This is a genomic window from Pseudomonas sp. BRM28 (assembly GCF_002939405.1).
GTDB lineage: Bacteria > Pseudomonadota > Gammaproteobacteria > Pseudomonadales > Pseudomonadaceae > Aquipseudomonas > Aquipseudomonas palmensis.
The window spans coordinates 5,729,625-5,750,096 of record NZ_PEFV01000001.1 but is presented as its reverse complement, the minus strand read 5'-3'; the positions used below and the strand labels follow the sequence as shown (position 1 = coordinate 5,750,096).

Annotated in this window: 21 protein-coding genes; 9 read left to right on the top strand and 12 right to left on the bottom strand. The window is 60.6% G+C overall.

All coding sequences use genetic code 11. The features are described from left to right. Positions 1–53: 53 nt before the first annotated feature. On the bottom strand, positions 54–413 hold the full coding sequence (locus CR917_RS27875) for an IS5 family transposase (RefSeq protein ID WP_256589791.1): 360 nt from the start codon (positions 411–413) through the stop codon (positions 54–56). Between the two features lie 1,570 nt (positions 414–1,983). Between CR917_RS27875 and CR917_RS26295 the strand changes: the two genes are divergently transcribed. Next, positions 1,984–2,784, top strand: coding sequence for a class I SAM-dependent methyltransferase (locus CR917_RS26295; RefSeq protein WP_043861030.1), 801 nt, complete (start codon positions 1,984–1,986; stop codon positions 2,782–2,784). Positions 2,785–3,649: 865 nt separating this feature from the next. Here CR917_RS26295 and CR917_RS26285 read toward each other — a convergent pair. From CR917_RS26285 to CR917_RS26270, 4 genes are all read right to left on the bottom strand, one after another. Continuing rightward, positions 3,650–3,949, bottom strand: coding sequence for a hypothetical protein (locus CR917_RS26285; RefSeq protein WP_043861032.1), 300 nt, complete (start codon positions 3,947–3,949; stop codon positions 3,650–3,652). A 300-nt stretch (positions 3,950–4,249) separates the two neighbouring features. Continuing rightward, positions 4,250–4,528, bottom strand: coding sequence for a hypothetical protein (locus CR917_RS26280; protein ID WP_146095037.1), 279 nt, complete (start codon positions 4,526–4,528; stop codon positions 4,250–4,252). A gap of 207 nt (positions 4,529–4,735) precedes the next feature. Next, positions 4,736–5,404, bottom strand: coding sequence for a GntR family transcriptional regulator (locus tag CR917_RS26275; protein WP_088515149.1), 669 nt, complete (start codon positions 5,402–5,404; stop codon positions 4,736–4,738). Positions 5,405–5,471: 67 nt separating this feature from the next. After that, complete coding sequence (locus CR917_RS26270) at positions 5,472–6,206, bottom strand: SDR family NAD(P)-dependent oxidoreductase (protein WP_043861035.1); 735 nt, start codon at positions 6,204–6,206, stop codon at positions 5,472–5,474. 185 nt (positions 6,207–6,391) lie between these two features. Between CR917_RS26270 and CR917_RS26265 the strand changes: the two genes are divergently transcribed. From CR917_RS26265 to CR917_RS26255, 3 genes are read left to right on the top strand one after another with little or no spacing between them, the layout of a single operon-like run. Next, positions 6,392–7,423, top strand: coding sequence for an ABC transporter substrate-binding protein (locus CR917_RS26265; protein ID WP_054916130.1), 1,032 nt, complete (start codon positions 6,392–6,394; stop codon positions 7,421–7,423). Positions 7,424–7,480: 57 nt separating this feature from the next. After that, complete coding sequence (locus CR917_RS26260; protein ID WP_104573015.1) at positions 7,481–8,548, top strand: phosphotransferase; 1,068 nt, start codon at positions 7,481–7,483, stop codon at positions 8,546–8,548. Further along, positions 8,545–9,864 (top strand): aspartate aminotransferase family protein, encoded by a 1,320-nt coding sequence (locus tag CR917_RS26255; protein WP_104573016.1) that lies wholly within the window; start codon positions 8,545–8,547, stop codon positions 9,862–9,864. The genes CR917_RS26260 and CR917_RS26255 overlap by 4 nt, the downstream gene beginning before the upstream one ends. Positions 9,865–9,884: 20 nt before the next feature. Here the strand turns inward: CR917_RS26255 and CR917_RS26250 are convergent, their stop codons facing one another. The 3 genes from CR917_RS26250 to CR917_RS26240 form a co-directional block, all read right to left on the bottom strand. Then, complete coding sequence (locus CR917_RS26250) at positions 9,885–10,394, bottom strand: flavin reductase family protein (RefSeq protein WP_054916127.1); 510 nt, start codon at positions 10,392–10,394, stop codon at positions 9,885–9,887. Between the two features lie 85 nt (positions 10,395–10,479). After that, positions 10,480–11,511 carry a methionine synthase gene (locus tag CR917_RS26245; protein WP_043861040.1) on the bottom strand — a complete coding sequence of 344 codons (1,032 nt, stop codon included), beginning with the start codon at positions 11,509–11,511 and terminating at the stop codon, positions 10,480–10,482. A gap of 28 nt (positions 11,512–11,539) precedes the next feature. Beyond that, positions 11,540–12,523 (bottom strand): DUF1852 domain-containing protein, encoded by a 984-nt coding sequence (locus tag CR917_RS26240; protein WP_104573017.1) that lies wholly within the window; start codon positions 12,521–12,523, stop codon positions 11,540–11,542. A 335-nt stretch (positions 12,524–12,858) separates the two neighbouring features. Here CR917_RS26240 and CR917_RS26235 point away from each other — a divergent pair, with 335 nt between their 5' ends. Next, on the top strand, positions 12,859–13,041 hold the full coding sequence (locus CR917_RS26235; RefSeq protein ID WP_043861042.1) for a hypothetical protein: 183 nt from the start codon (positions 12,859–12,861) through the stop codon (positions 13,039–13,041). A gap of 90 nt (positions 13,042–13,131) precedes the next feature. Here CR917_RS26235 and CR917_RS27865 read toward each other — a convergent pair whose 3' ends face one another. Further along, positions 13,132–13,596 carry a hypothetical protein gene (locus CR917_RS27865; protein ID WP_235384191.1) on the bottom strand — a complete coding sequence of 155 codons (465 nt, stop codon included), beginning with the start codon at positions 13,594–13,596 and terminating at the stop codon, positions 13,132–13,134. Between the two features lie 36 nt (positions 13,597–13,632). Then, a complete protein-coding gene (locus CR917_RS26225) occupies positions 13,633–14,820 on the bottom strand; it encodes an MFS transporter (RefSeq protein ID WP_043861043.1) in 1,188 nt (395 codons plus the stop codon). A 234-nt stretch (positions 14,821–15,054) separates the two neighbouring features. On the opposite strand from CR917_RS26225, the gene ggt reads away from it, so the two are divergent. Further along, entirely contained in the window at positions 15,055–16,833 is a 1,779-nt protein-coding gene (gene ggt, locus CR917_RS26220; protein WP_104573212.1) for a gamma-glutamyltransferase, read from the top strand. 76 nt (positions 16,834–16,909) lie between these two features. Then, complete coding sequence (locus CR917_RS26215) at positions 16,910–17,377, top strand: YbaK/EbsC family protein (RefSeq protein WP_043861044.1); 468 nt, start codon at positions 16,910–16,912, stop codon at positions 17,375–17,377. 97 nt (positions 17,378–17,474) lie between these two features. Here CR917_RS26215 and CR917_RS26210 read toward each other — a convergent pair whose 3' ends face one another. After that, positions 17,475–17,789 (bottom strand): hypothetical protein, encoded by a 315-nt coding sequence (locus CR917_RS26210; protein ID WP_043861086.1) that lies wholly within the window; start codon positions 17,787–17,789, stop codon positions 17,475–17,477. A 96-nt stretch (positions 17,790–17,885) separates the two neighbouring features. On the opposite strand from CR917_RS26210, the gene CR917_RS26205 reads away from it, so the two are divergent. Next, a complete protein-coding gene (locus CR917_RS26205; protein WP_104573018.1) occupies positions 17,886–18,263 on the top strand; it encodes an SH3 domain-containing protein in 378 nt (125 codons plus the stop codon). Between the two features lie 117 nt (positions 18,264–18,380). Further along, positions 18,381–18,686, top strand: coding sequence for an NIPSNAP family protein (locus CR917_RS26200; protein ID WP_043861047.1), 306 nt, complete (start codon positions 18,381–18,383; stop codon positions 18,684–18,686). A 78-nt stretch (positions 18,687–18,764) separates the two neighbouring features. On the opposite strand, the gene CR917_RS26195 is transcribed toward CR917_RS26200, so the two are convergent. After that, positions 18,765–20,255, bottom strand: a complete 1,491-nt coding sequence (locus CR917_RS26195; protein ID WP_043861048.1) for an aldehyde dehydrogenase — start codon at positions 20,253–20,255, stop codon at positions 18,765–18,767. Between the last annotated feature and the right edge of the window lie 217 nt (positions 20,256–20,472).

Here is a 20,472-nt window from a genome sequence, read left to right as displayed (position 1 = left end):
TTTTGGTTGTCAGGCCACCGCGACTGCGGCCTAGAGCGTGATCGGCAGGCTCGTCAGGCCCCCTTTTTTTTTCCGGCGCCTGATGAGGCTCGGGTTGCGCGTACAGCAGTTGAGTCGATCATCCAGGTCTGTAGATCAATCAAACCTTGCTCATTGAACCTCAGGTGCAAGCGTATGAGCATCTGATCGAACGTGCCTTGTTTTCGCCAAACCCGAAACCGTTGATACACCGTTGACCACGGGCCAAAGCGCTCCGGCATATCTCGCCACGCAGCACCTGAGCGGAGCACCCAGAGCACGCCATCGAGCATCAGGCGGTCGCTCAGGCGGGGCCGCCCCCGGCCATGGGTTTCGGTGAAGAGATCAGCAACCACAGCCCAAGCCTCATCCGAAAGTTCGTAACGCTTTGCCATCACAGGATTCCTTTCCGTAGATGGTTGGAAACCTTACAAAAAATCAGCTTCCGAGGGACGCCGATTAGGTTTCTCGGGATTTCGTACAGAGCCTAGCTTGATTTCAGCCCATGGCAGCCCCAATGAGTGCCCTGAGAGTGGGATCCTCGGCTGAGGAGGGGAGGATCTATAAGAAAGCCGTGACAAGACATCTCTCCCTGTTGTCTGGGGTGGGGGAGGGGTAGCCGGGTTGGTGGTTTAACCCCGATGGAGTCCACACTTAATGGATCGCGGCCTCAACCAACTGGGTGTAGCAGCCGAGAGCAGTACGTCTTATCGCGATGGAACGCTACTGAGAATAGATTAGGAGCGTTTCCTTTGAGAGGTGCGCGATTGGGCTGGCAACGAGGTGATGACCTGATGGGCAGATGTCCAGATGTCCAGCCAAGACCATCATCTCGCGCTCCGTTAATGCCGAGGGGCGCAGTCAAGCGTTTAGCCGTTCGGTAAGATGCAACACCCTAAGCTGCAACTAGTTGCGTCTTTCTGGGCGAGAAAATGAAAAAGCTTGAAAGGCCCGGTTTTATTGGGTTAAGCTTGTTTTCAAGGTGAGCAGTGAAAAGAGCGAACCACCCGTATAAGGGGGCTCTCCTTAGAGAAGGGTTCGAATCTCTACGCTTCCGCCACTTCTAAAGCCCTGATTATTCAGGGCTTTTTGCGTTTCTGAGGGTAGGGAAAAAGGCCTTGGAAACATACTTGGGAATTCTTTTCTTTCGCATTGTCCCCCCTATTGTTCATTCTGAGCCAGGATGATGCTGATCATGGCCACTAAACTGCGCTCTAATCCGTAACCTCAAGCAGGGCCCGCAGCTTTTTGTGTGTCTTCTGCTGCTTCACGCCCAGGGCAACGCCCTCGATGTAGTTCCTCCTCAGCACCCGCACGTCCGCAGGACGCTGTCCTGTCAGATACGCCAGATCCATGGACAGCATGGCTTGAAGCGTTATACCCAGTTTCATTCGGGCGTACTGGCTGCCAACCAATAGTCATCTGCTGCGGCGTTCGGTGAAGTGCCAATGGAGCTCTTCAAGCCAGCCGCGCTGGTAGCTACCTTCTAGCCGGTCAGCTCAGCCAGCTCGTTGTCCAGGAGTATTTCGATTTACGTGGGATAAGCCCCACGTCGCAAATGGTGGCGGAGGCGGGGAGGAGGTAGTCGCAGCTGAAGCTCGAACCGCTATCACTTGAGCTGGATGAGGTGCAGTTGGCGCTGGAGTAACCGCTGTGTGTGCGTATGATCTCGTAGCTGCCGACCTGGTTTCTATCTAGAGTCCATCTTGTATCCGAAATGTGATACTTGCATGAATCGGCTTGGGCAGTTATGTTCAAAAGTCTTCATTGAATTAATCTTGCATCGAGATTCTCCCGAAATGAATAATTAATGCGTATTTGCTTTTTGCGGATTTGCCAAAAGTCAAAGCACGTAATTGTTTGAGTTGATATGGCCTGTTACCTTGAATTGATCGATGGTGACGGCTAATAAAGCCTTCTTGCTTTACTGTTTGGCGTTGTTCTCTTCTGTAGGGATAAGTAACGATGACTGCCCGATTCTCCTCAAAAGATGTTTATGATCATAATCAGAATGTCTGGAATCGACTTGCTCGCGAAGGTTGTGATTGGTCGAAGCCAGTTTCTGCCGAAGTTATTCAAGCTGCTCGAAGAGGGGAGTGGAAAATACAACTTATCCCCGCAGAGCTCCCGACAGCGTGGCTTAACGATGTGCAAGGGAAGCGCATTTTGTGCCTAGCTGCTTCCGGAGGGCAGCAAGCCCCCGTGTTGGCGGCTGCGGGGGCTGAAGTGGTTGTGATGGATGCCTCTCGCGATCAGCTGGCATTGGATGATATGGTTGCAAAGCGAGACGATCTTTCTCTACGCACGGTCTTGGGAGATATGCAGGACTTGTCTGAATTTGATGATGAGTCATTTGACCTGATTTTTCATCCGATCTCGAATCTGTATGTGCCCGATATTCGTAAAGTATGGGCTGAATGTTATCGCGTACTCGGTAAGGGAGGAAAGCTGCTCAGCAGCTTTTACAATCCGGTAGTATTCATTTTCGACCGCTCTACTGACCTGGCTAAAAGCGGTTTGATGAAACCGCGCTTCACACTGCCTTACGCAGACATAACCGATCTGAATGCTGACGAAATTGAGGGTAAGATAGCGAGAGGTGAGGCATTCGTATTTGGTCACACGTTAGCGGAGCAAATAAGCGGGCAGCTGGAGGCGGGCTTGCTGCTAACAGGCTTCGAAGAAGCTTTTCAGCCGGTGCCCCGATTTCTGATCGACAACTACATGCCAACATTCATCGCAACGTGTTCCGTCAAGCCGGGGTAGCTTTTGTCTGGCCCCGCTAAAAGTGCGGAGCCAGCAACATCCGGTCTTTGCAATGACATTCGATACGTTCAAATCTCTCTGGCCACGCCCTTGGCCCTGATACCGAGGTCGTGGCACCTGCCTGTCTTCCGCAAGCTCCATGAGCTGCTCAGCGCACAGCGGTGCGTCGAGCATCTGGCGCGAGGCGGAATCATTGAATAGGGGTGATATGCTTTGCCGCTGACCAAACAGGGAGCGTGGCAATGGGGTGGAGAAGCAAGCTGGTAGCGCTCAGGCAGAGGTTCACGCGTCGGCAGCGGTTAGTTGTTGGTGGCGGCGTGTTTGTGGTCGCCCAAGTGGGCTCTTTCTCGTACCCGAGCCAATACTGGCTGTACCTGGTGATCTTCGGGGTTATCGTCCTGAGCAGCGCCTGGTCACCCGAACTGCACCGGAAGCGTTGATGCTCTGACGGGCAGCGTCGTCATTGAAGCACTCGCCAGCTCTTGGTAGGCCCGCTAATTGGTCTGGCTACGAGTGCCAGCCCGCCCGCACCGAACATCGCTGTCGAGGATGCTGGCCTCACTGTAAGCGATGACCCGGCGCACAACCAGTAGTGCTGCCTGGTAGATAGACACTTATTTTCTCTCTGAAAAAAGTTAGCCGCGCAAAATAATCGGGCTGTTTCGTGCACTATTTTTTCAAGGCGCTCAGGTGCGTGACGAGTGAACGACGATTGGCGGGTGGGCTGATCAGGGCCTAAAAAGAAAAACTTGCGAGCAGGCCATGGCGGCCTGCTGCAATAACAGTCAGGAGTAGCGAGTGCAATAGTGTTTTTTACTTTACAGCTTTTCTGGAGGGCTACTCTTTTTACGGTGCTTTCTGGCTTTTAAGATGCACTCCGGCAGCTTTCGCAGCGCCATCCCTTGTAACTTTCGGCTTTTTCAAGCGCTGCAACCAGATCACGACCGGCTATCGTGTTTTGGCAGTTGTTGTGTTTTTCGTTTGGTTTTCTCATCCCCTCGCATTGTTTCTTCAGGAAGGGGCTCACCACCGCCTGCTGCCTTGACGTAAGCGCTCTGAACCCCTTGTCTACGGCTAGCTGGGCGTAGCTTTGTACGCTCGGCTTTTCACCTTGGAATGCGTTCTGCGCGATAAGGGCCGAGAAAATCTCTCGCTCGATAGTCATTCGTTAATCCTTTATTCAACCAACAAGTTTGCTCATGTTTTTTATTATTCTGAGCAATGCGAAAGCATACGTTACCATCGGGTGAGGTTTTATTGAACTGGGTTTCCATCCAGCTATAAAAACGCACGGCTTCACATTTTTTGGTCAATAAAGGTTGGGTTCCTGGTATTTAAAATATTTCAATAGGTCATTGTTACAATTTATTTCTTGTTCAAAAAAAGTTTCGCTCTCACTTTAATGGGTTCGTGCACCGTGTAAGTTTCCTGCCTTTCCCGCTAAGTTTTACGGTGACGACACGCCTTATGAGTTTTTATGAAGTTCCGCGATTTCCTGTGCCGGGCTGCCACTGAGTGCGCAGCTCGTGGGGAGCACTCGCCCTGTCGATTTCAGTTGCAGGTCGTGCAGGTCCTTCGTCAGCCCCTGGTTCATCGCCACAAGCTTGGCAATGTTCCTGCGCGCCTTGCCCAGCTCTCGGGTCAGGTATTCGGCCTCATTCGTAATGAGCACCACCTGGTGCTTCCACATCTCCAGCTCAGTGGGCGCTCCGAAGCCGTCAAAGTCTTCAATGTCTTGGGTCATTTCCGCCACCATATGGGTACTGTTTGTATATACAGTAATCCAGTCGAGCGAGCGCGGCGAGCCGAGGCGACGAATTGCACGGGGAGGGGGATTTTTTCGGTCGGCAGGACGCCGGAACAGGGGTGAGAATCGGTTTCAGAACGCCAGCGGCGCCACTTGCAGCATGCGGCCTGTCGCATGCCGAGTTATCGCCAGCACCACGCCCCTTCAGTCATGCTCCATCTGAACATACTCCAGCATCTTCTGGCTCCCATCCAAAATGTCACTGCAGATCGCCAGGCGAGCCGCCGCACCATCGCGCTGCTTCAACGCCTCCAGCACATCCCAGTGATGATCAATCGCCATGCGCTCGTTGAACCCGCCGTAGGCCCGGGCAATCAGCGGCCCGGTACGCATCCACAACCCATCCAGCAGGCTGACCAGCACCGGCATATCGGCGATTTCCGCCAAACTGAAGTGAAACTCGTGGTTGAAGGTCAGCGCGGACCTCAAGTCATTGTCCTTGATCGCCACCAGGTTGTTCTGAATGCAGGTTTGCAGCCGCGCCACTTGCTCCTCGGTCGCCAGCGATGCAGCTGTTTCGGCCGCCAACCCCTCGAGCGAGAGCCGGATGCTCCTGATCTCCAGGTACTGCTTGGAAGTCAGTACCGGCACACGAATGTCCCGCGGTGTCTTCAGAACCAGCGCCTGCTCCTTTGCCAGTTGAAGAATCGCGTCCCGCACTGGTGTGACACTCGTACCCAGCTGTTCGGCAAGGTCGCGTATGCGCAGCCGGTCGTTAGGCTGGAAGCGCCCTGTAATCAGGGCTTCGCGCAGCAGGCCATAGATACCGCTGCCAAGGTAGGAGTGTTTCAGGTGCTCAATCGGATAATTCATCGCGTACTCGTGTGCGGCGCAGGCCCGGCGGGAGAGGGGAGGCTACCGGCAGCGATTATCGAGTAACTCAAACATGTTGCCCACCGTTTACATGGATTTCTGCGCCATTGACGTACGAAGCGCCCTGCGTGCAGAGAAAATGCACCAACGCCGCGACTTCCTCGGGCTTGCCCATGCGTTTCATCGGGATCGATCGCTCCACGATCAGCTCGGTGCCAGCGGACAGGATGGAGGTGTCGATCTCCCCCGGGGCGATCGCGTTCACCCGAACCCCATAGGGCCCGAAGTCGTGCGCCATCTCGCGCGTCAGCGCCGACAGCGCCGCTTTGGAGCAGGCATACGCCACCCCTGCGAACGGGTGCACCCGCGAACCGGCAATGGAGGTGACGTTGATCACCGAGCCCTTTGCCGCCTTGAGCTCCTCGAACAACCCCCGCGCCAGCAGGGCCGTCGAGAAGATGTTCACGTTGAACACGTTCAGCCAGGTCGAGTAGTCGGACTCCAGCACCCCCAGTCGCTCCCCATCCGGGCCTTTGGGTGAAACGCCGGCGTTGTTGACCAACGCATCCAGCCGCCCCCCGAGTTTTTCCCGGATTTCCGGAAGCCTGCGCTGTATGTCCTCCACGCTCCCCAGGTCGAGGTGAATGTGGTTGGCGATGCCTTCGGCCCAGGGGCAGCCTTCGCCCAGGTCCTGCCTCGAGGCGGTAAACACGCGCCAACCCGCAGCACTGAAATGTTTCACGGTGGCGTGGCCGATGCCCCGGCTGGCACCGGTGAGAAGCAGCGTACGTTGATCGGTCATGGCGGGTTCCCTGTTCATTGGTGAGGGCAAGTGTAGCGTAAAATATGATGCATCATATTTATTATGTGTTTTAATGCGTCCCGTCCCCACCGGGGAAGCGTCACGTTCGATCGATTGCTGCCACTACAAGAAAACTGCCATCCCTTTAAAGCTGCCCACGACCCGTAGCTGACCTGGAGAGACGCATGAATAAGAAAATCGCAGCTGTACTTTTGCTCGCAACCATCGCAAGCCCGCTGTATGCCGCTGAAAAGCTGACCGTGGTGTCCTTCGGCGGCAACAACCGCCAGGCGCAGGAGAAGGCGTTCTACAAACCCTTCACCGCCCAGACCGGCGTGGCCATCACCGCCGACGACTACAACGGCGAAATGGCCAAGATCAAGGTGATGGCCGACACCGGCAAAACCAGCTGGGATGTGGTGGAGGTCGAATCGCCCGAGCTCATCCGTGGTTGCAGCGAAGGGGTGTTCGAACCGCTGGACTGGAGCCGGATAGGCAACAAGGAAGACTTCATTCCTGCGGCCGTCAGCGACTGTGGTGTCGGCATCTTCATCTGGTCCACCGTGCTGACCTACGACCCCAAGAAGCTCGCCTCCAGCCCGCAAGGCTGGGCCGACTTCTGGGACCTGAAGAAGTACCCCGGCAAGCGCGGCCTGCGCCGCGGCGCGAAGTTCACGCTGGAGTTCGCGCTGCTCGCCGATGGGGTAGACAACAAGGACCTCTACACGCTGCTGGGTACTGAAGAGGGTGTCAAACGTGCGTTCAAGAAGCTCGATGAAATCAAGTCCAGCATCCAGTGGTGGGACTCCGGCGCGCAGCCGCTGCAATGGCTGATCGCCGGTGACGTGGTCATGACCTCCGCCTACAACGGCCGTGTCACCTCTGCCCAGGAGGAAGGCCAGTCGTTTGCGATGCAATGGAATGGCAGCCTCTACGATCTCGATCACTGGGCCATCGTGAAAGGGGCGCCGAAAAAGGAACTGGCCGAGCGCTTCATCGCGTTCGCCAGCGAGCCCATGCAACAGAAGAACTTCGTCGAGGCCATCCCCTACGGGCCCAGCAACACCGGCGCGATGGACCTGCTGGACAAGCGCGTGGGCGAAAAACTGCCCACCGCCCCGCAAAACCTGAAAAACGCCCGTGCCACCGACGCCGAGTTCTGGATCGACCACGGTGAGGATCTGGAGGAACGCTTCAACGCCTGGGTCAACAAGTGATGCATGGCGCCCCTGAAACCGGGGGCGCCATTCAAAGGCCGTATAAGGATGCGAGTCATGCCCCTTGAAAATCTGGCTGTCGATGACAGCCTGCTCGAAGCTGCTCCGGCACGGGTCACCGATGCGCAGGCGTGTGCAGTGCTGCGCCAGCAATTCGGTTTGAGCGGCACGCTCGAAAAACTGGGCGGCGAGCGCGACCTCAATTTCCGCGTGATGCTCGAAGACGGCTCATCCCGGTTGTTCAAGCTCTCCCACCCGCTTGAAAACCCCGATGTGGTCGACTTCCACAACCAGGCGATGCGAAGAATCGAGCTTCGCGATCCCGGGCTTGCGGTTCAGCGCGTGCACCCCTCGCTTGAGGGCCAGTACGCCACCTTCGTCGAGATCGACGGGCAGCGCATGCTGGCGCGGCTGCTGTCCTTCGAAGATGGCATGCCCCTTCACTGCGTGAGTCACCCCACACCGACGTTTCGCCGGGTCATCGGGCAGTCCATCGCCCGGCTTGACGTGGCGCTGCAAGGGTTTGCCCACCCCGCCGCCGGGCATGCGCTGCTGTGGGACATGCAGCACGCCGCGCACCTTCGACCGCTGCTGGTGCACATCGAACCCGGCCCCGGACGAAGCCTGGTGCAGCGCAGCCTCGAACAGTATGCGTCGGTGGTGGTGCCCAGCATCCCCGGGCTGCGCAAGCAGGTCATTCACAATGACACCAACCCGCACAACATCATCGTGGATGCCCACAACCCCGATGTGCTGCGCAGCATCCTCGATTTCGGTGACATGGTGCATGCGCCCCTGGTCAACGAGGTCGCGGTTGCCGCTTCCTACCACCTTGGGCAGGTAGGCGATGTACTGGAGCCGGCCCTGGATGTGATTGTCGGCTACCACCAGTGCAACCCCCTGAACCAGCAGGAGCTGGCGCTGCTGCCCGAGCTGCTGGCCACGCGCCTGGCGTTGGCCCTGTGCATCAACTCCTGGCGCGCCGAACTGCATCCGGACAATCGCCAGTACATCCTTCGAAACACCCAGCGTGCCTGGGCAAACCTGAAGGCACTGTCGGCGCTGCCTCGCGCTGAAACAGAAGACCGAATTGCTTCGGCCTGCCTGCGAGCAAATCGAGCATGAGCATGATCAACGGCTTCACGTCAGCTGACGCCACCCGGCTTTCGGCATCGCAGCGACGCCTGATCGAGCGCCGCGAGCGGCTACTGGGCCCGGCATACCGCCTGTTCTACGAGCGACCGCTGCACACCGTTCGAGGGGAGGGCGTATGGCTCTTCGACGAGCAGGGCCGTCGTTACCTGGACGCCTACAACAACGTTGCCTCCATCGGTCACTGCCATCCCCGGGTGGTCGAGGCGATGCATCGGCAGTCGCAGGTGCTGAACACGCACACCCGTTACCTGCAGGAGGGCATTCTCGACTATGCCGAGCAGTTGCTCGGTACCTTCACCGATGACCTGGATCGCGTCATGTTCACCTGCTCCGGGAGCGAGGCGAATGATCTGGCGCTGCGTATCGCCAGGCACTGCACCGGTGGCACCGGCGTCATCATCACCCGGTTCGCCTACCACGGCGTCACCGCAGACATCGCCGAGCTTTCACCATCGCTTGGCAGCGCCATGGTGCTCCCGGTGCATGTGCGCACCGTTCGCGCACCTGACGCTTACCGTCTGGGGGCCGAAAACGTGGCGTCGATGTTCGCCGCAGAAGTGCGCGCCGCAATCGATGACCTCAAGGCGCACGGCATCCGCCCGGCGGCAATCCTGCTGGATGGCATCTTCTCCAGCGACGGCGTGCTGCCCGGGCCGGCGGGCTGTATCGCCGAGGGTGTGGCGCTGGCCCAGGCCGAAGGCCTGCTGTACATCGCCGATGAGGTACAGCCGGGTTTTGCGCGTACCGGCCTTAACATGTGGGGGTATACCAGGCACAACGTGCGCCCGGACCTCGTCACCCTCGGCAAGCCCATGGGCAATGGCCAGCCCATTGCCGGCATCGTCGGGCGCTCCCAGGTGGTCGATCACTTCGGCAGGAGCATGCGCTACTTCAATACCTTTGGCGGCAACCCGGTCTCGTGCGCGGCAGGCCAGGCGGTGCTGGACGTCATCCGCGAAGAACACCTGCAGCAGAGGGCCCATCACATTGGCAGCTATCTGCTGGACGGCCTGACACGGCTTGCCCGGCGCCATGAACTGATCGGCGACGTCAGGGGGGCCGGCATGTTCCTTGGGGTTGAGCTGGTCACCGACCGCGCCACCAGGGCACCCGCAGCCAGGCAGGCCCGCCAGGTGGTCAACGCGATGCGCGAGCAGGGCGTACTGATCAGCGCCGCTGGTCCGCACCAGAACGTGCTCAAAATCCGTCCGCTGCTGGCGTTTACCGAAGAGCATGCGCAGATGCTTGTGGAAGCGGTCGATACCGCGATGCAAGGGGCTTGTTGAGAAGGCCAGGCCCCTGTTCCTCAGCCTGCACCGTGGGCGGCGAGGTTGCAGTATTGCCCCTTGAAGTACAGCAAGGGCTGTGTGGCGGCAGTTTGCTGCAGGTTCAGCGCCTTCACTTCGCCAATCACGATCAGGTGATCACCGGCGACGTGTTCGGCGTGGATCTCGCAATCGAGCCAGTGCAGGCTGCCGGCAATGATCGGGTTGCCCAGTGGCGATGCCTGCCATTGCACGCCCTGCCACTTGTCGGTACCTCGTCGGGCGAACTGGTTGGAGATCCCGACCTGTTCACCGGACAGGATATTGACCGCGAAGCGGCCTGCCTGGCGGATCCTGGGGTAGCTGGCCGAACCGGCCATCACGCTGAACGACACCAGCGGCGGGCTCATCGACACGCTATAGAACGACTGGCAGGTAAAGCCGACCGGCTCCTCCTCGATCTGCGACGTGATCACCGTGATACCGGATGCGTAGTGCCCGAGCGCTTCGCGAAAGCGCAATGGCTCGATGGCAGTACTGGAACGTGACATGGTAGGTCCTGGCTGAAGGGGCGGATCCAAAGGCGGTGGGGAGGGGGCAAGCCGCTCGATCAGCGCTGCAACCCCTCCTGCACCCTTATCGGTTCAAGAGCTCTCTGCGCACGATGTCCGCGCCGGCGCTCAAGGCGTTCAGCTTGCCGCGCGCCACCTCGCGGGGCAGAGGGGCCATGCCGCAGTTGGTGCACGGGTAGAGCTTGTCGGCGTCCACGAACTGCAGCGCTTTGCGCAGGGTGTTGGCCACTTCCTCGGGGGTTTCGATGGCGTGGTTCGCCACATCGATGGCCCCCACCATCACTTTCTTGCCGCGAATCAGCTCGATCAGGTCCATCGGGACATGGGAGTTGTGGCACTCCAGCGAGATGATATCGATGCCGGATTTCTGCAGCTTGGGGAAGGCTTCCTCATACTGGCGCCACTCCGAACCAAGCGTCTTTTTCCAGTCGGTATTGGCCTTGATGCCGTAGCCGTAGCAAATATGCACGGCCGTTTCACATTTGAGCCCTTCGATCGCCCGTTCCAGGGTGGCCACGCCCCAGTCATTCACCTCGTCGAAGAACACGTTGAAGGCAGGCTCGTCGAACTGGATGATGTCCACGCCCGCCGCCTCCAGCTCTCGGGCTTCCTGATTGAGGATCTTGGCAAATTCCCAAGCCAGCTTTTCCCGGCTTTTGTAGTGGCTGTCATACAGCGTGTCGATCATGGTCATGGGGCCGGGCAGGGCCCATTTGATGGGCTGGCTGGTCTGCTGGCGCAGAAACCTGGCATCTTCGACAAACACCGGTTTTTGCCTGGCAACAGCACCCACAACGGTCGGCACGCTTGCGTCATAGCGGTCACGAATTCTGACGGTTTCGCGCTTTTCGAAATCCACTCCGCTCAGGTGCTCGATAAAGGTGGTAACGAAATGCTGGCGGGTCTGTTCGCCGTCGCTGACGATATCAATGCCTGCGTGTTGCTGTTCCTGCAGGGCCAGGCGCAAGGCGTCCTGCTTGCCTTCGAGCAGCTCCTCGCCGTGCAGCTTCCAGGGCGACCAGAGCGTCTCGGGTTGTGCAAGCCAGGACGGTTTGGGCAGGCTGCCAGCAGTGGAGGTGGGTAGCAGTTTTTTCACGATAGATGACCTTGTATGTTCTGAATGATCAAAGCGCGTATTGGGCGGACCACTGCTCAAGCACGGTCTGGTAGGGCTTGATGAAGTGCTCTTCAACAAACCTGCCCTGTTCGATGGCCAAGTGACTGCGCTCTTCTCGATCGTAGACAATGCGGGTCAACGAGTAATCCTGGTGATTCAAGCTCGGCTGATAGGATCGACCTGCTGCTGAATTCGCGTTGTAGATTTCAGGGCGATAGATCTTCTGGAAGGTATCCATCGTGCTGATGGTGCTGATCAGTTCAAGGTTGGTGTAATCCCCAAGCAGGTCCCCCGCAAAGTAGAACGCCAGCGGTGCCACGCTGTTGGCAGGCATGAAGTAGCGAACCTTCAGGCCCATCTTCCGGAAGTACTCATCGGTCAGGGAATATTCGTCCTGCTGGTATTCGGTGCCCAATACCGGGTGCTGGTTTTCGGTGCGCTGATAAGTCTTGCTGCTTGAAACACTCAGGCAGATGACCGGTGGTTTTTTGAAGTGTTCTTTATAAGTGCTCGAGTTTACAAAATGCTTGAACAGCTTGCCGTGCAGCTCGCCGAAATCATCCGGCGTGCTGAACCCCTGCTGGTTCTTGTTGTGCCCCAGCAACAGCACGCTGAAGTCATAATCGCGCACGTACGAGGAGAAGTTGTTGCCTACGATACCCTCGATGCGTTCGCGTGTTTTGCGATCCACAATGGTGGTCTGCAGTATTTCAATCAGCGGCAGGGCGGTGTCCCTGTGCTCGACATCCATGTTCATTTCCACGGAAATGATTTCAAGTTCGACGCTGTAGCGGTCGCCTTTCGGGTTGTCCCAGTGCGCCAGGGCATTGAAACGATTGTCGATCATCGTCAGGGTGTTGCGCAGGTTTTCCTGGCGACGCTGCCCCCTCGCCAGGTTTGCGAAGTTGGTGGTCGTGCGGGTGTTTTCAGCGGGGCGATAATGTTCGTCGAAACGAATACGCTTGATCGAGAATGTAAATGCTGTGCTCATTTTAATCGGGTGCCCTGATGGTCCGAGATAAAAACCGAATCTACATTTGCCCTCTTCGGCAAGTTTGATTCGTTGTAGGTTTTTTTGCTCGGGCGTCTTGAAGTGTTCCTTAATTGGGGCGTATTTTATGTCCGGGCATCGAACGAGTTAAATTGAATTGATTTCATGGGAACGTTAGCCACCCTCATGATGCTCATCTGCAGGGCTTTTGATTATTATTTTCCACCTTGGCCAATAAGCGGCAGGTTCGCTTTTTCAAGATGCGCGCAGGCCATGGTGACCATTGAGGCCTCAAGGCGCTGAAGGCCACGGCGTCACTTGTTGCGGATATATAAATGAAACCACTGATCACGGCCCTTGCGCTGTTCATCCTCGCCGGCTGTACCTCCAGCGGCGCTCCCACGGCTGAGCAGCAAACCCGGGAATGCATGAACTATCACGCCATGGTGACCGCGCCCATGGCGCCCGATGCCATGCAGCGCCTCAAGGCTGCATGCGAACAGTCCAGGCTTCGATAGCGGCCTAGGCTCTGTACGAAAAGCCTTGATACTCGATGATGCTGCGTTGAAAACAGCCTGACCTTCGTCTCAAGACTTTTCATACAGACCCTAGTCCCAGGCCATCACCACGCCTTCCAGCCGGCGAAATTCATCCAGTGTGCGGTGGAATTCGGCGCGTTCAAAGGTGGCGGTGCAAGCGGCCTCGAACCAGCTGACGCGGGGCTGCTCCAGGGTGATCACCTCGTGCAGCAGGCCGAAGCGCCGCCAGTGGATGTGGTCCTCATGGGCGTGTTGCTCCACGACGATGACCGTGCAGCTAAGGTCCAGGTCATCGGAGCACACCAGCAGCGGCACCAGGGTGGTCCACCCAGGGGCAGTGGAGTAGCTGCGGTCCCACACCAGTTCATTATCGTCTTCGCCGTAGAGGCCGGCATGCGCTGCCACCAGATGAAGCTGTGCAGCGGGGTCTCGTGTTGGCAGCCAGACTTCCAGCGGCGCGCCATCGATGGCGAAGGTCGAGTAGAAGCCCTGGCTGTACTTCGATTTGAAGCTGGCGATTGAAAGCTGGTTCACGTTGGTTTCTTTCCTTTGGCAAAACCTGGCAGGCCCTCAGTGCCCGCCCTTCATCCGCCGCGCTACCAGGTAGATCCCCAACCCCACCAGCGCAGTCGCCGCGCCAATGTAGCCGGTACTGGTCCAGCCGAACCCCGCAGTAATCGCCATGCCGCCAAACCATGGCCCCAGCGCATTGGCCAGGTTGAACGCCGCATGGTTCGATGCCGCCGCCAGGCTCGGCGCTTCATGTGCAATGTCCATCAGGCGAATCTGCAAGGGGGCGGCCAGTGCGATCATGGTGCCGACCAGCCCGCAGCCCAGCAGCACGCCCCACGGCGAACTGGCCGCGAAGGGGAACAGGCTCAGCACGAGAATCGACCATACCAGCACCAACCCCACCGCGCGAAACTGCAGGCGGTCGAACAGCTTGCCGCCCGCGATGTTGCCGATGATGCCGCCCACCCCGAACGCCGCCAGCCCGAATGGAATCCACTGTGGCGACACCTTGGTCACCTGCAGCATGGTCGGCGCCAGGTAACTGAACACGCAGAACATGCCGGCAAAACCGATCGAGGCGATAGCCAGCGCCATCCACACCTGCGGCAGGCGAAACGCCTGGAGCTCCTTGCGCGGGTCGCTGCGTACTTCATCGTGACGCTGCGGCACGTAGCGCCACACCAGCCCGATGGTGCACAGCGCAATCGCGCCCACCAGCACGAACGCCGCACGCCAGCCGAAGAACTGCCCCAGGAAGGTCGCCACCGGGTTGCCCAGCAGCATCGCCAGGGTGAGCCCCATCATCACCCGTGCCACCGCGCCCGCGCGCTGGTCGGTGGCCACCATGCTCGAGGCCACCACCGCCGCGATGCCGAAGTAGGCGCCGTGGGGCAGGCCGCTGATAAAGCGAAACGCCACCAGCCCGGCGAAGGAGGGCGTGAAGGCCGTGGCCAGGTTGCCGATCGCATACAGCGCCATCAGCAACAGCAGCATGTGCTTGCGCAGCAGCTTGGCGCCCAGAATCGCCAGGGCCGGCGCACCCACCATCACGCCCAGGGCATAAGCGCTGATGGCATGGCCCACCTGGGGCTCGCTCAGGTGCAGGTTGCTGGCGATGTCGGGCATCAGCCCCATGATCGCGAACTCGCCGGTACCGATGGCAAAACTTCCCAGGGCCATGGCGGCTTCCATCTTGCCGACGGTGGCTCTGGAATAGGCGAGTGGCGGCGCTTGCTGAATGGTCATCTGAATCCTTGAAACAAACTGAAACGTTAAAGCGGGAAGCTTAATCAATCTGCACCCTACGCGTCGAGAATCAGGGCACGCGCATTGGAATCGCCGCACAAGCCGCGGTGAGTACCGGGCCTGCTCGCGTCAATCACGCTACCATTGCCCGCGTTCCCCAAACGCTCAATGGAGTTGGTCTTGACCGGTTACCCAACCACCCGCAAACACCTGATGCACGCCCTCGGCTTCTCGATGGCAGCGTTGCTGCTCGGCGCCTGTACCAGCGCAACCCCGCCTGCGCCATCCAGCACCGCCTTGCCCGCCGCCCCGGAAGTCGCCTCGGGCTACCGCACAGGCATGGCCCCGGTACAGGCACAGCACCACATGGCCGCGGCAGCCAACCCCCTGGCAAGCGCCGCCGGCCAGGCGATGTTGCGCAAGGGCGGGTCTGCGATCGATGCCGCCATTGCCATGCAGGCGGTGTTGACCCTGGTGGAGCCGCAGTCCAGCGGCATCGGCGGCGGCGCCTTCATCCTGTACTGGGATGGCAAGCAGGTGCAGGCGTTCGATGGGCGGGAGACGGCGCCCCAAGGGGCCGACAGCCGCCTGTTCCTGAAGCCGGACGGTACGCCGATGGGATTCAAGGACGCCCAGATCGGCGGTCGCTCGGTGGGCGTGCCCGGTGTACTCAGGGCTCTGGAGATGGCGCACCAGCAACACGGCAAGCTGCCCTGGCGCGCGCTTTTCCAGCCGGCCATCGACCTGGCCCGCGACGGCTTCCCCGTGTCTGCGCGGCTGCACGCCCTGATTGCCGCCTCCACCTCGATACCGCAGTCGCCTGCACTGGCCCGCTACCTGCTCACGCCCCAGGGCCAGCCCTTGCCCGTGGGCACGCTGCTGAAGAACCCCGAGCTGGCGCAAACCCTGGAGGCCATCGCCAACCAGGGCCCGGACGCCTTCTACCACGGGCCCATCGCCGAGGCGATGGTGCAGCAGGTCAATACCCACAGTAACCCCGGCACGTTGTCGCTGAGCGACATTGCAGGCTATCGGGCCAAGGTGCGCGCGCCGGTATGCGGGCCGTACAAGCAGTGGACGGTATGCGGCATGCCGCCACCGTCGTCCGGTGGCGTCGCGGTACTGCAGACGCTGGGCATTCTGGAGGCGCTGCAGCGCCAGAAACCGGCACTGGACCTGGCCGCGATGGCGCCCGAAAAAGCTCGCCCCGGGGGCGTCATGCAACCCTCCGCCCAGGCCGTGCACCTGATTGCCGAAGCCGAGCGCCTGGCCTATGCCGACCGCGCCCTGTACCTGGCCGACAGCGACCAGGTGCCGGTCAATGTGCCAGGGCTCACCAGCAAGGCTTACCTGGCCCAGCGCGCCACGCTGATCGGTGATCGGAGCATGGGCGTCGCCACTGCCGGTGTGCCGCCCGGCATGCCCCTGGCGTGGGCGCCTGACCGCTCGCCATTGCGCATTTCCACCTCGCAGATCGTCGCGGTGGACGATCAGGGCGGCGCGCTGTCGATGACCACCTCGGTCGAGGCGGCGTTCGGCTCTCATGTGCTGGTCAAGGGCTTTCTGCTCAACAACCAGATGACCGACTTTTCGTTCATCCCCGAGGAGAACGGCAAGCCGGTGGCCAACCGCATCGCACCGGGCAAGCGGCCGCGCTCCTCGATGGCGCCGACCCTGGTGTTCGACCAGGCCAGCGGCCAGTTGGTGGCTGCCCTCGGCTCGCCCGGCGGCTCGCAGATCATCGAGTACGTGAACAAGGCGCTGATCGGCTTGCTGGACTGGAAGCTCGACCCGCAGCAGGCCGTCGACCTGCCCAACTTCGGCAGCCGCAACGTCGGCACCGAAGTGGAGGCCGGGCTGGTCGGCCCTGCCCTGATCGAGCAGCTCAAGGCCCGCGGGCATGCGGTATCGCCCATCGAGATGACCAGCGGCACGCAGGTCATCGTGCGTGATGGGCAGGGCTGGTCGGCCGGTGCCGACCCACGTCGCGAGGGCGTAGCGTTGGGCGACTGAGTTTTTTGCCTGCCCAAGCTGGTAGGGTACGCAACGGTATCCCGCCAGGGCTGTTTTTTCAGAGGATCAAGCGAAGATGAGTCTGCAGTCAGTCAAAGCGTTTTTCTCCCACCATTCACCCGACCTGCAGGTGCTGGAACTGGCGTCCAGCACCGCCACCGTCGCCCTGGCCGCCGAGGCGCTGGCGGTCGAGCCGGGGCAGATCGCCAAGTCGCTCTCGCTGCGCGTGGGCGAGGAGGTGATCGTGCTGGTGGTACGCGGCGATGCGCGCCTGTGCAACCGCAAGTACAAGCAGCAGTTCGGCGTCAAGGCACGCATGCTCGAGGCCGAGCAGGTCGAGCAGCACACCGGCCACCCCATCGGCGGCGTGTGCCCCTTCGGCCTGAGCCAGCCGCTGCGGGTGTACTGCGACGAGTCGCTGAAGGACTTCGAGGTGGTCTTCCCCGCCGGCGGTGCGGTCAATGCGGCGGTGCGCATCGAGCCCGAGCGCCTGGCCACCCTGGTCAACGCGCAGTGGGTCGACGTGATCCAGCCACTGGCCTGAAGTCGTCAGGCGCGCGGTTATGAAAACCGCTCGATTATCCGTTGCAGGGCAGCGGCGGGCAGGCCGACTTGCCACAGCAAGCCGGCCTGCCCGGGGGTCACACGCAGATCTGCTTGCGCGCACCGCGTGGCAGGCGGCAACGGTCGGCCTGGCTGCTCAGGCGGGCCTGCCAGCTGGCCTTGACGCTGAACGCGGGCACCGGCGCCGGCGCGGCCTGTTGCTGGCGCTGCTTGCGCAGTTCGGCCAGCGAAGGGGTCTTGGCCTTGGCGGCCACGGCTGCCGAGTCGGGGGCAGCCAGCGAGCGCAGGCAGGACTTGCACGACACCTGATCCGCTGCCTGAGTGCTGTTGAGGGTCTGACTGGTACGCCCGCAGGCGGCATTGGCGCCGTTCGCCGAATAGTGTGTAACCAAACCGTACATCTCCAACCTGTTGATAACAAAGGCGCTATTTTCGCACAGCCGCGCCGCTGGGTGGGCACCGGCTTCAGTTCACCAAGGAGAAGACACATGCAATACCGCGTGATTAAAGCGCACCGCAGCGAATTCCCTCAGCCCATCACCTTTGCCAAGGGGGCCGTGCTGGAGGTGGGGGAGGTGTACCAGGGCGATGAAGGATGGAACAACTGGTACTTCTGCACCACGCCCGGCCAGCAGGGTGGCTGGGTGCCGGCGCAGGTGATCGAAAGGCTGGGCGAGCAGGCAGGCCGCGCGCGCGAGGACTACACCGCCAGGGAGCTGGACGTGGACATTGGCGATGAAGTGCTCTGCGTGAGGTCGCTCAACGGCTGGTCCTGGTGCACAAGGCCGCGCGACGCGCAGGCCGGCTGGGTGCCTTCAAGCCATCTGCGCCACATCGAACAGGCGCCGGCGGCACCGACCCGCTGAAGGGCTGCACGCGGGTTCAACGGTGCGAGCGCTGATGCTCGCTGCACCTGTCGCGTATTGACGCCCGCCCGTGACGCCCACTAGGCTCGCTGCCGGTCCCTTTCATGGAGTGCTGCAATGGTTACCTGCTACCTGCGCTACATCGTCGATGCCTACAAGCTGCAAGAGTTCGAAGCCTACGGGCGCATGTGGATACCGTTGGTAGAGAAATTCGGCGGCCAGCACCATGGCTACTTCCTGCCCAGCGAAGGCGCCAACAACGTCGCCCTGGCGATGTTCTCGTTCCCGAGCCTGGCAGCGTACGAACGTTACCGCGAACAATCGAAAACCGACGCCGAGTGCATCGCCGCGTTCAAGTACGCCGAAGACACCCGGTGCATCATCAGCTACGAGCGCAGTTTCTTCCGCCCTGTACTGGGCTGACCCCATCACGGCGCAAGCCCCCTCCTGTGGGAGCGGGCTTGACCCGCGATCGGGCCGCAGAGCGGCCCCAACTGCCGCCTACAGCTTCATTACCACCGACTTCAGCTCGGTGTAATGCTCGATGGCCGCCGCGCCCATCTCGCGCCCCACGCCCGACAGCTTGTAGCCGCCAAACGGCAGCGCCGGGTCCAGCGCACTGTGACAGTTGACCCACACCGAGCCCGACTTGATGCGCGGCACCATGCGGTGCACCTGCGCCAGGTCGTTGGACCAGATGCTCGCGCCCAGGCCATAGGCACTGTCGTTGGCCAGGCGAATCGCCTCGTCCATGTCGTCGAACGGAATCGCCACCAGCACCGGCCCGAAAATCTCCTCCTGCACCAGCGGGCACTGCTGGTCGACGTCGGCAATCACCGTCGGCTGCACGAAATACCCTGGCCCGTAGTACTCGCCGCCACACGCCACCTTGGCACCCAGCTCGCGGCCCATGTCGATGTAGCGGCCCACCCGTGCCTGCTGCTTGGCCGAGATCAACGGGCCCATGTCGATGCTCGGGTCCAGGCCATTGCCCAGCTTCATGCCGTTGGCGATGCCGGCAATATCGGCCACCACGCGGTCGAAATGCTTGCGGTGCACATACAGGCGCGACCCCGCGCAGCACACTTGCCCCTGGTTGAAGAAGATCGCGCTGGCGGCACCGGCAGCGGCCACCTCAAGGTCGGCGTCGGCCAGGATGATGGTCGGCGATTTGCCGCCCAGCTCCAGCGTCACCCGCGTCATCGAATCCATCGCCGCCTTGCCGATCAGCTTGCCCACCTCGGTCGAGCCGGTGAAGGTCACCTTGTCCAGCAGCGGGTGCGCCGACAGCGCCGCACCGGCCACCGCGCCCACGCCGGTGACCACGTTGAACACGCCCGCCGGGTAGCCGGCCTCCAGTACCAGTTCGGCCAGCTTGAGCGCACTCAGCGGGGTCTCGTCCGCCGGCTTGAGCACCACGCTGCACCCGGTGGCCAGCGCCGGCCCCAGCTTCCAGCAGGCCAGCAGCAGGGGGAAGTTCCACGCCACGATGGCACCCACCACACCCACCGCCTCGCGGCGCACATAGGCATGGAACTCGCCGTCGAACAGCGGCAGCGACGGGTCGACCGTGGTGCCTTCGATCTTGGTTGCCCAGCCGGCCATGTAGCGCAGCGAGTCGATGGCCATCTGCACGTCCATCACCCGCGCCACCTGCGCGCTCTTGCCGTTGTTCAGGCATTCGAGCTCGGCGAACACCTGGGCATCGCGCTCGATCAGGTCGGCCAGCTTCCACAGCAGGTTCTGGCGCTCGCGCGGGCGCATGCGGCTCCAGGGCGAGTCATCGAACGCCTGGCGCGCGGCACGTACCGCCTGGTCGACATCCTCGACCGTGGCGGCAGGCACCTGGGCCAGCGCCTGGCCGTTGGCCGGGTTGAGCAGTTGCAGCGTGGCGCCATCGCTGGCGCCGCGCCAGTCGGCACCGATCAGCATGCGGTGCTGGCGCTGCACGAACGCCTGGGTATCACTGTGAACCGGGAAGGCATGGGTCATGGGTGTGGCTCTCTTGTTATTGAAAGGAACCCGAGGCATTCAGCAACCCTTGTGCCAGCTTTTTTCTACTACCAAAGTACTTGTTTTTCAGGGGTTTGGAGGGCTTTCGCCGGTTCTGTGCGTATTAGGTCGAGACAAACGGTGAGACACATGAGACGCCCCTGAGAAATCCCGCAAAGCCTTGCAAACCGGGCCTGCAACGGGGCAGGTGGCAGCC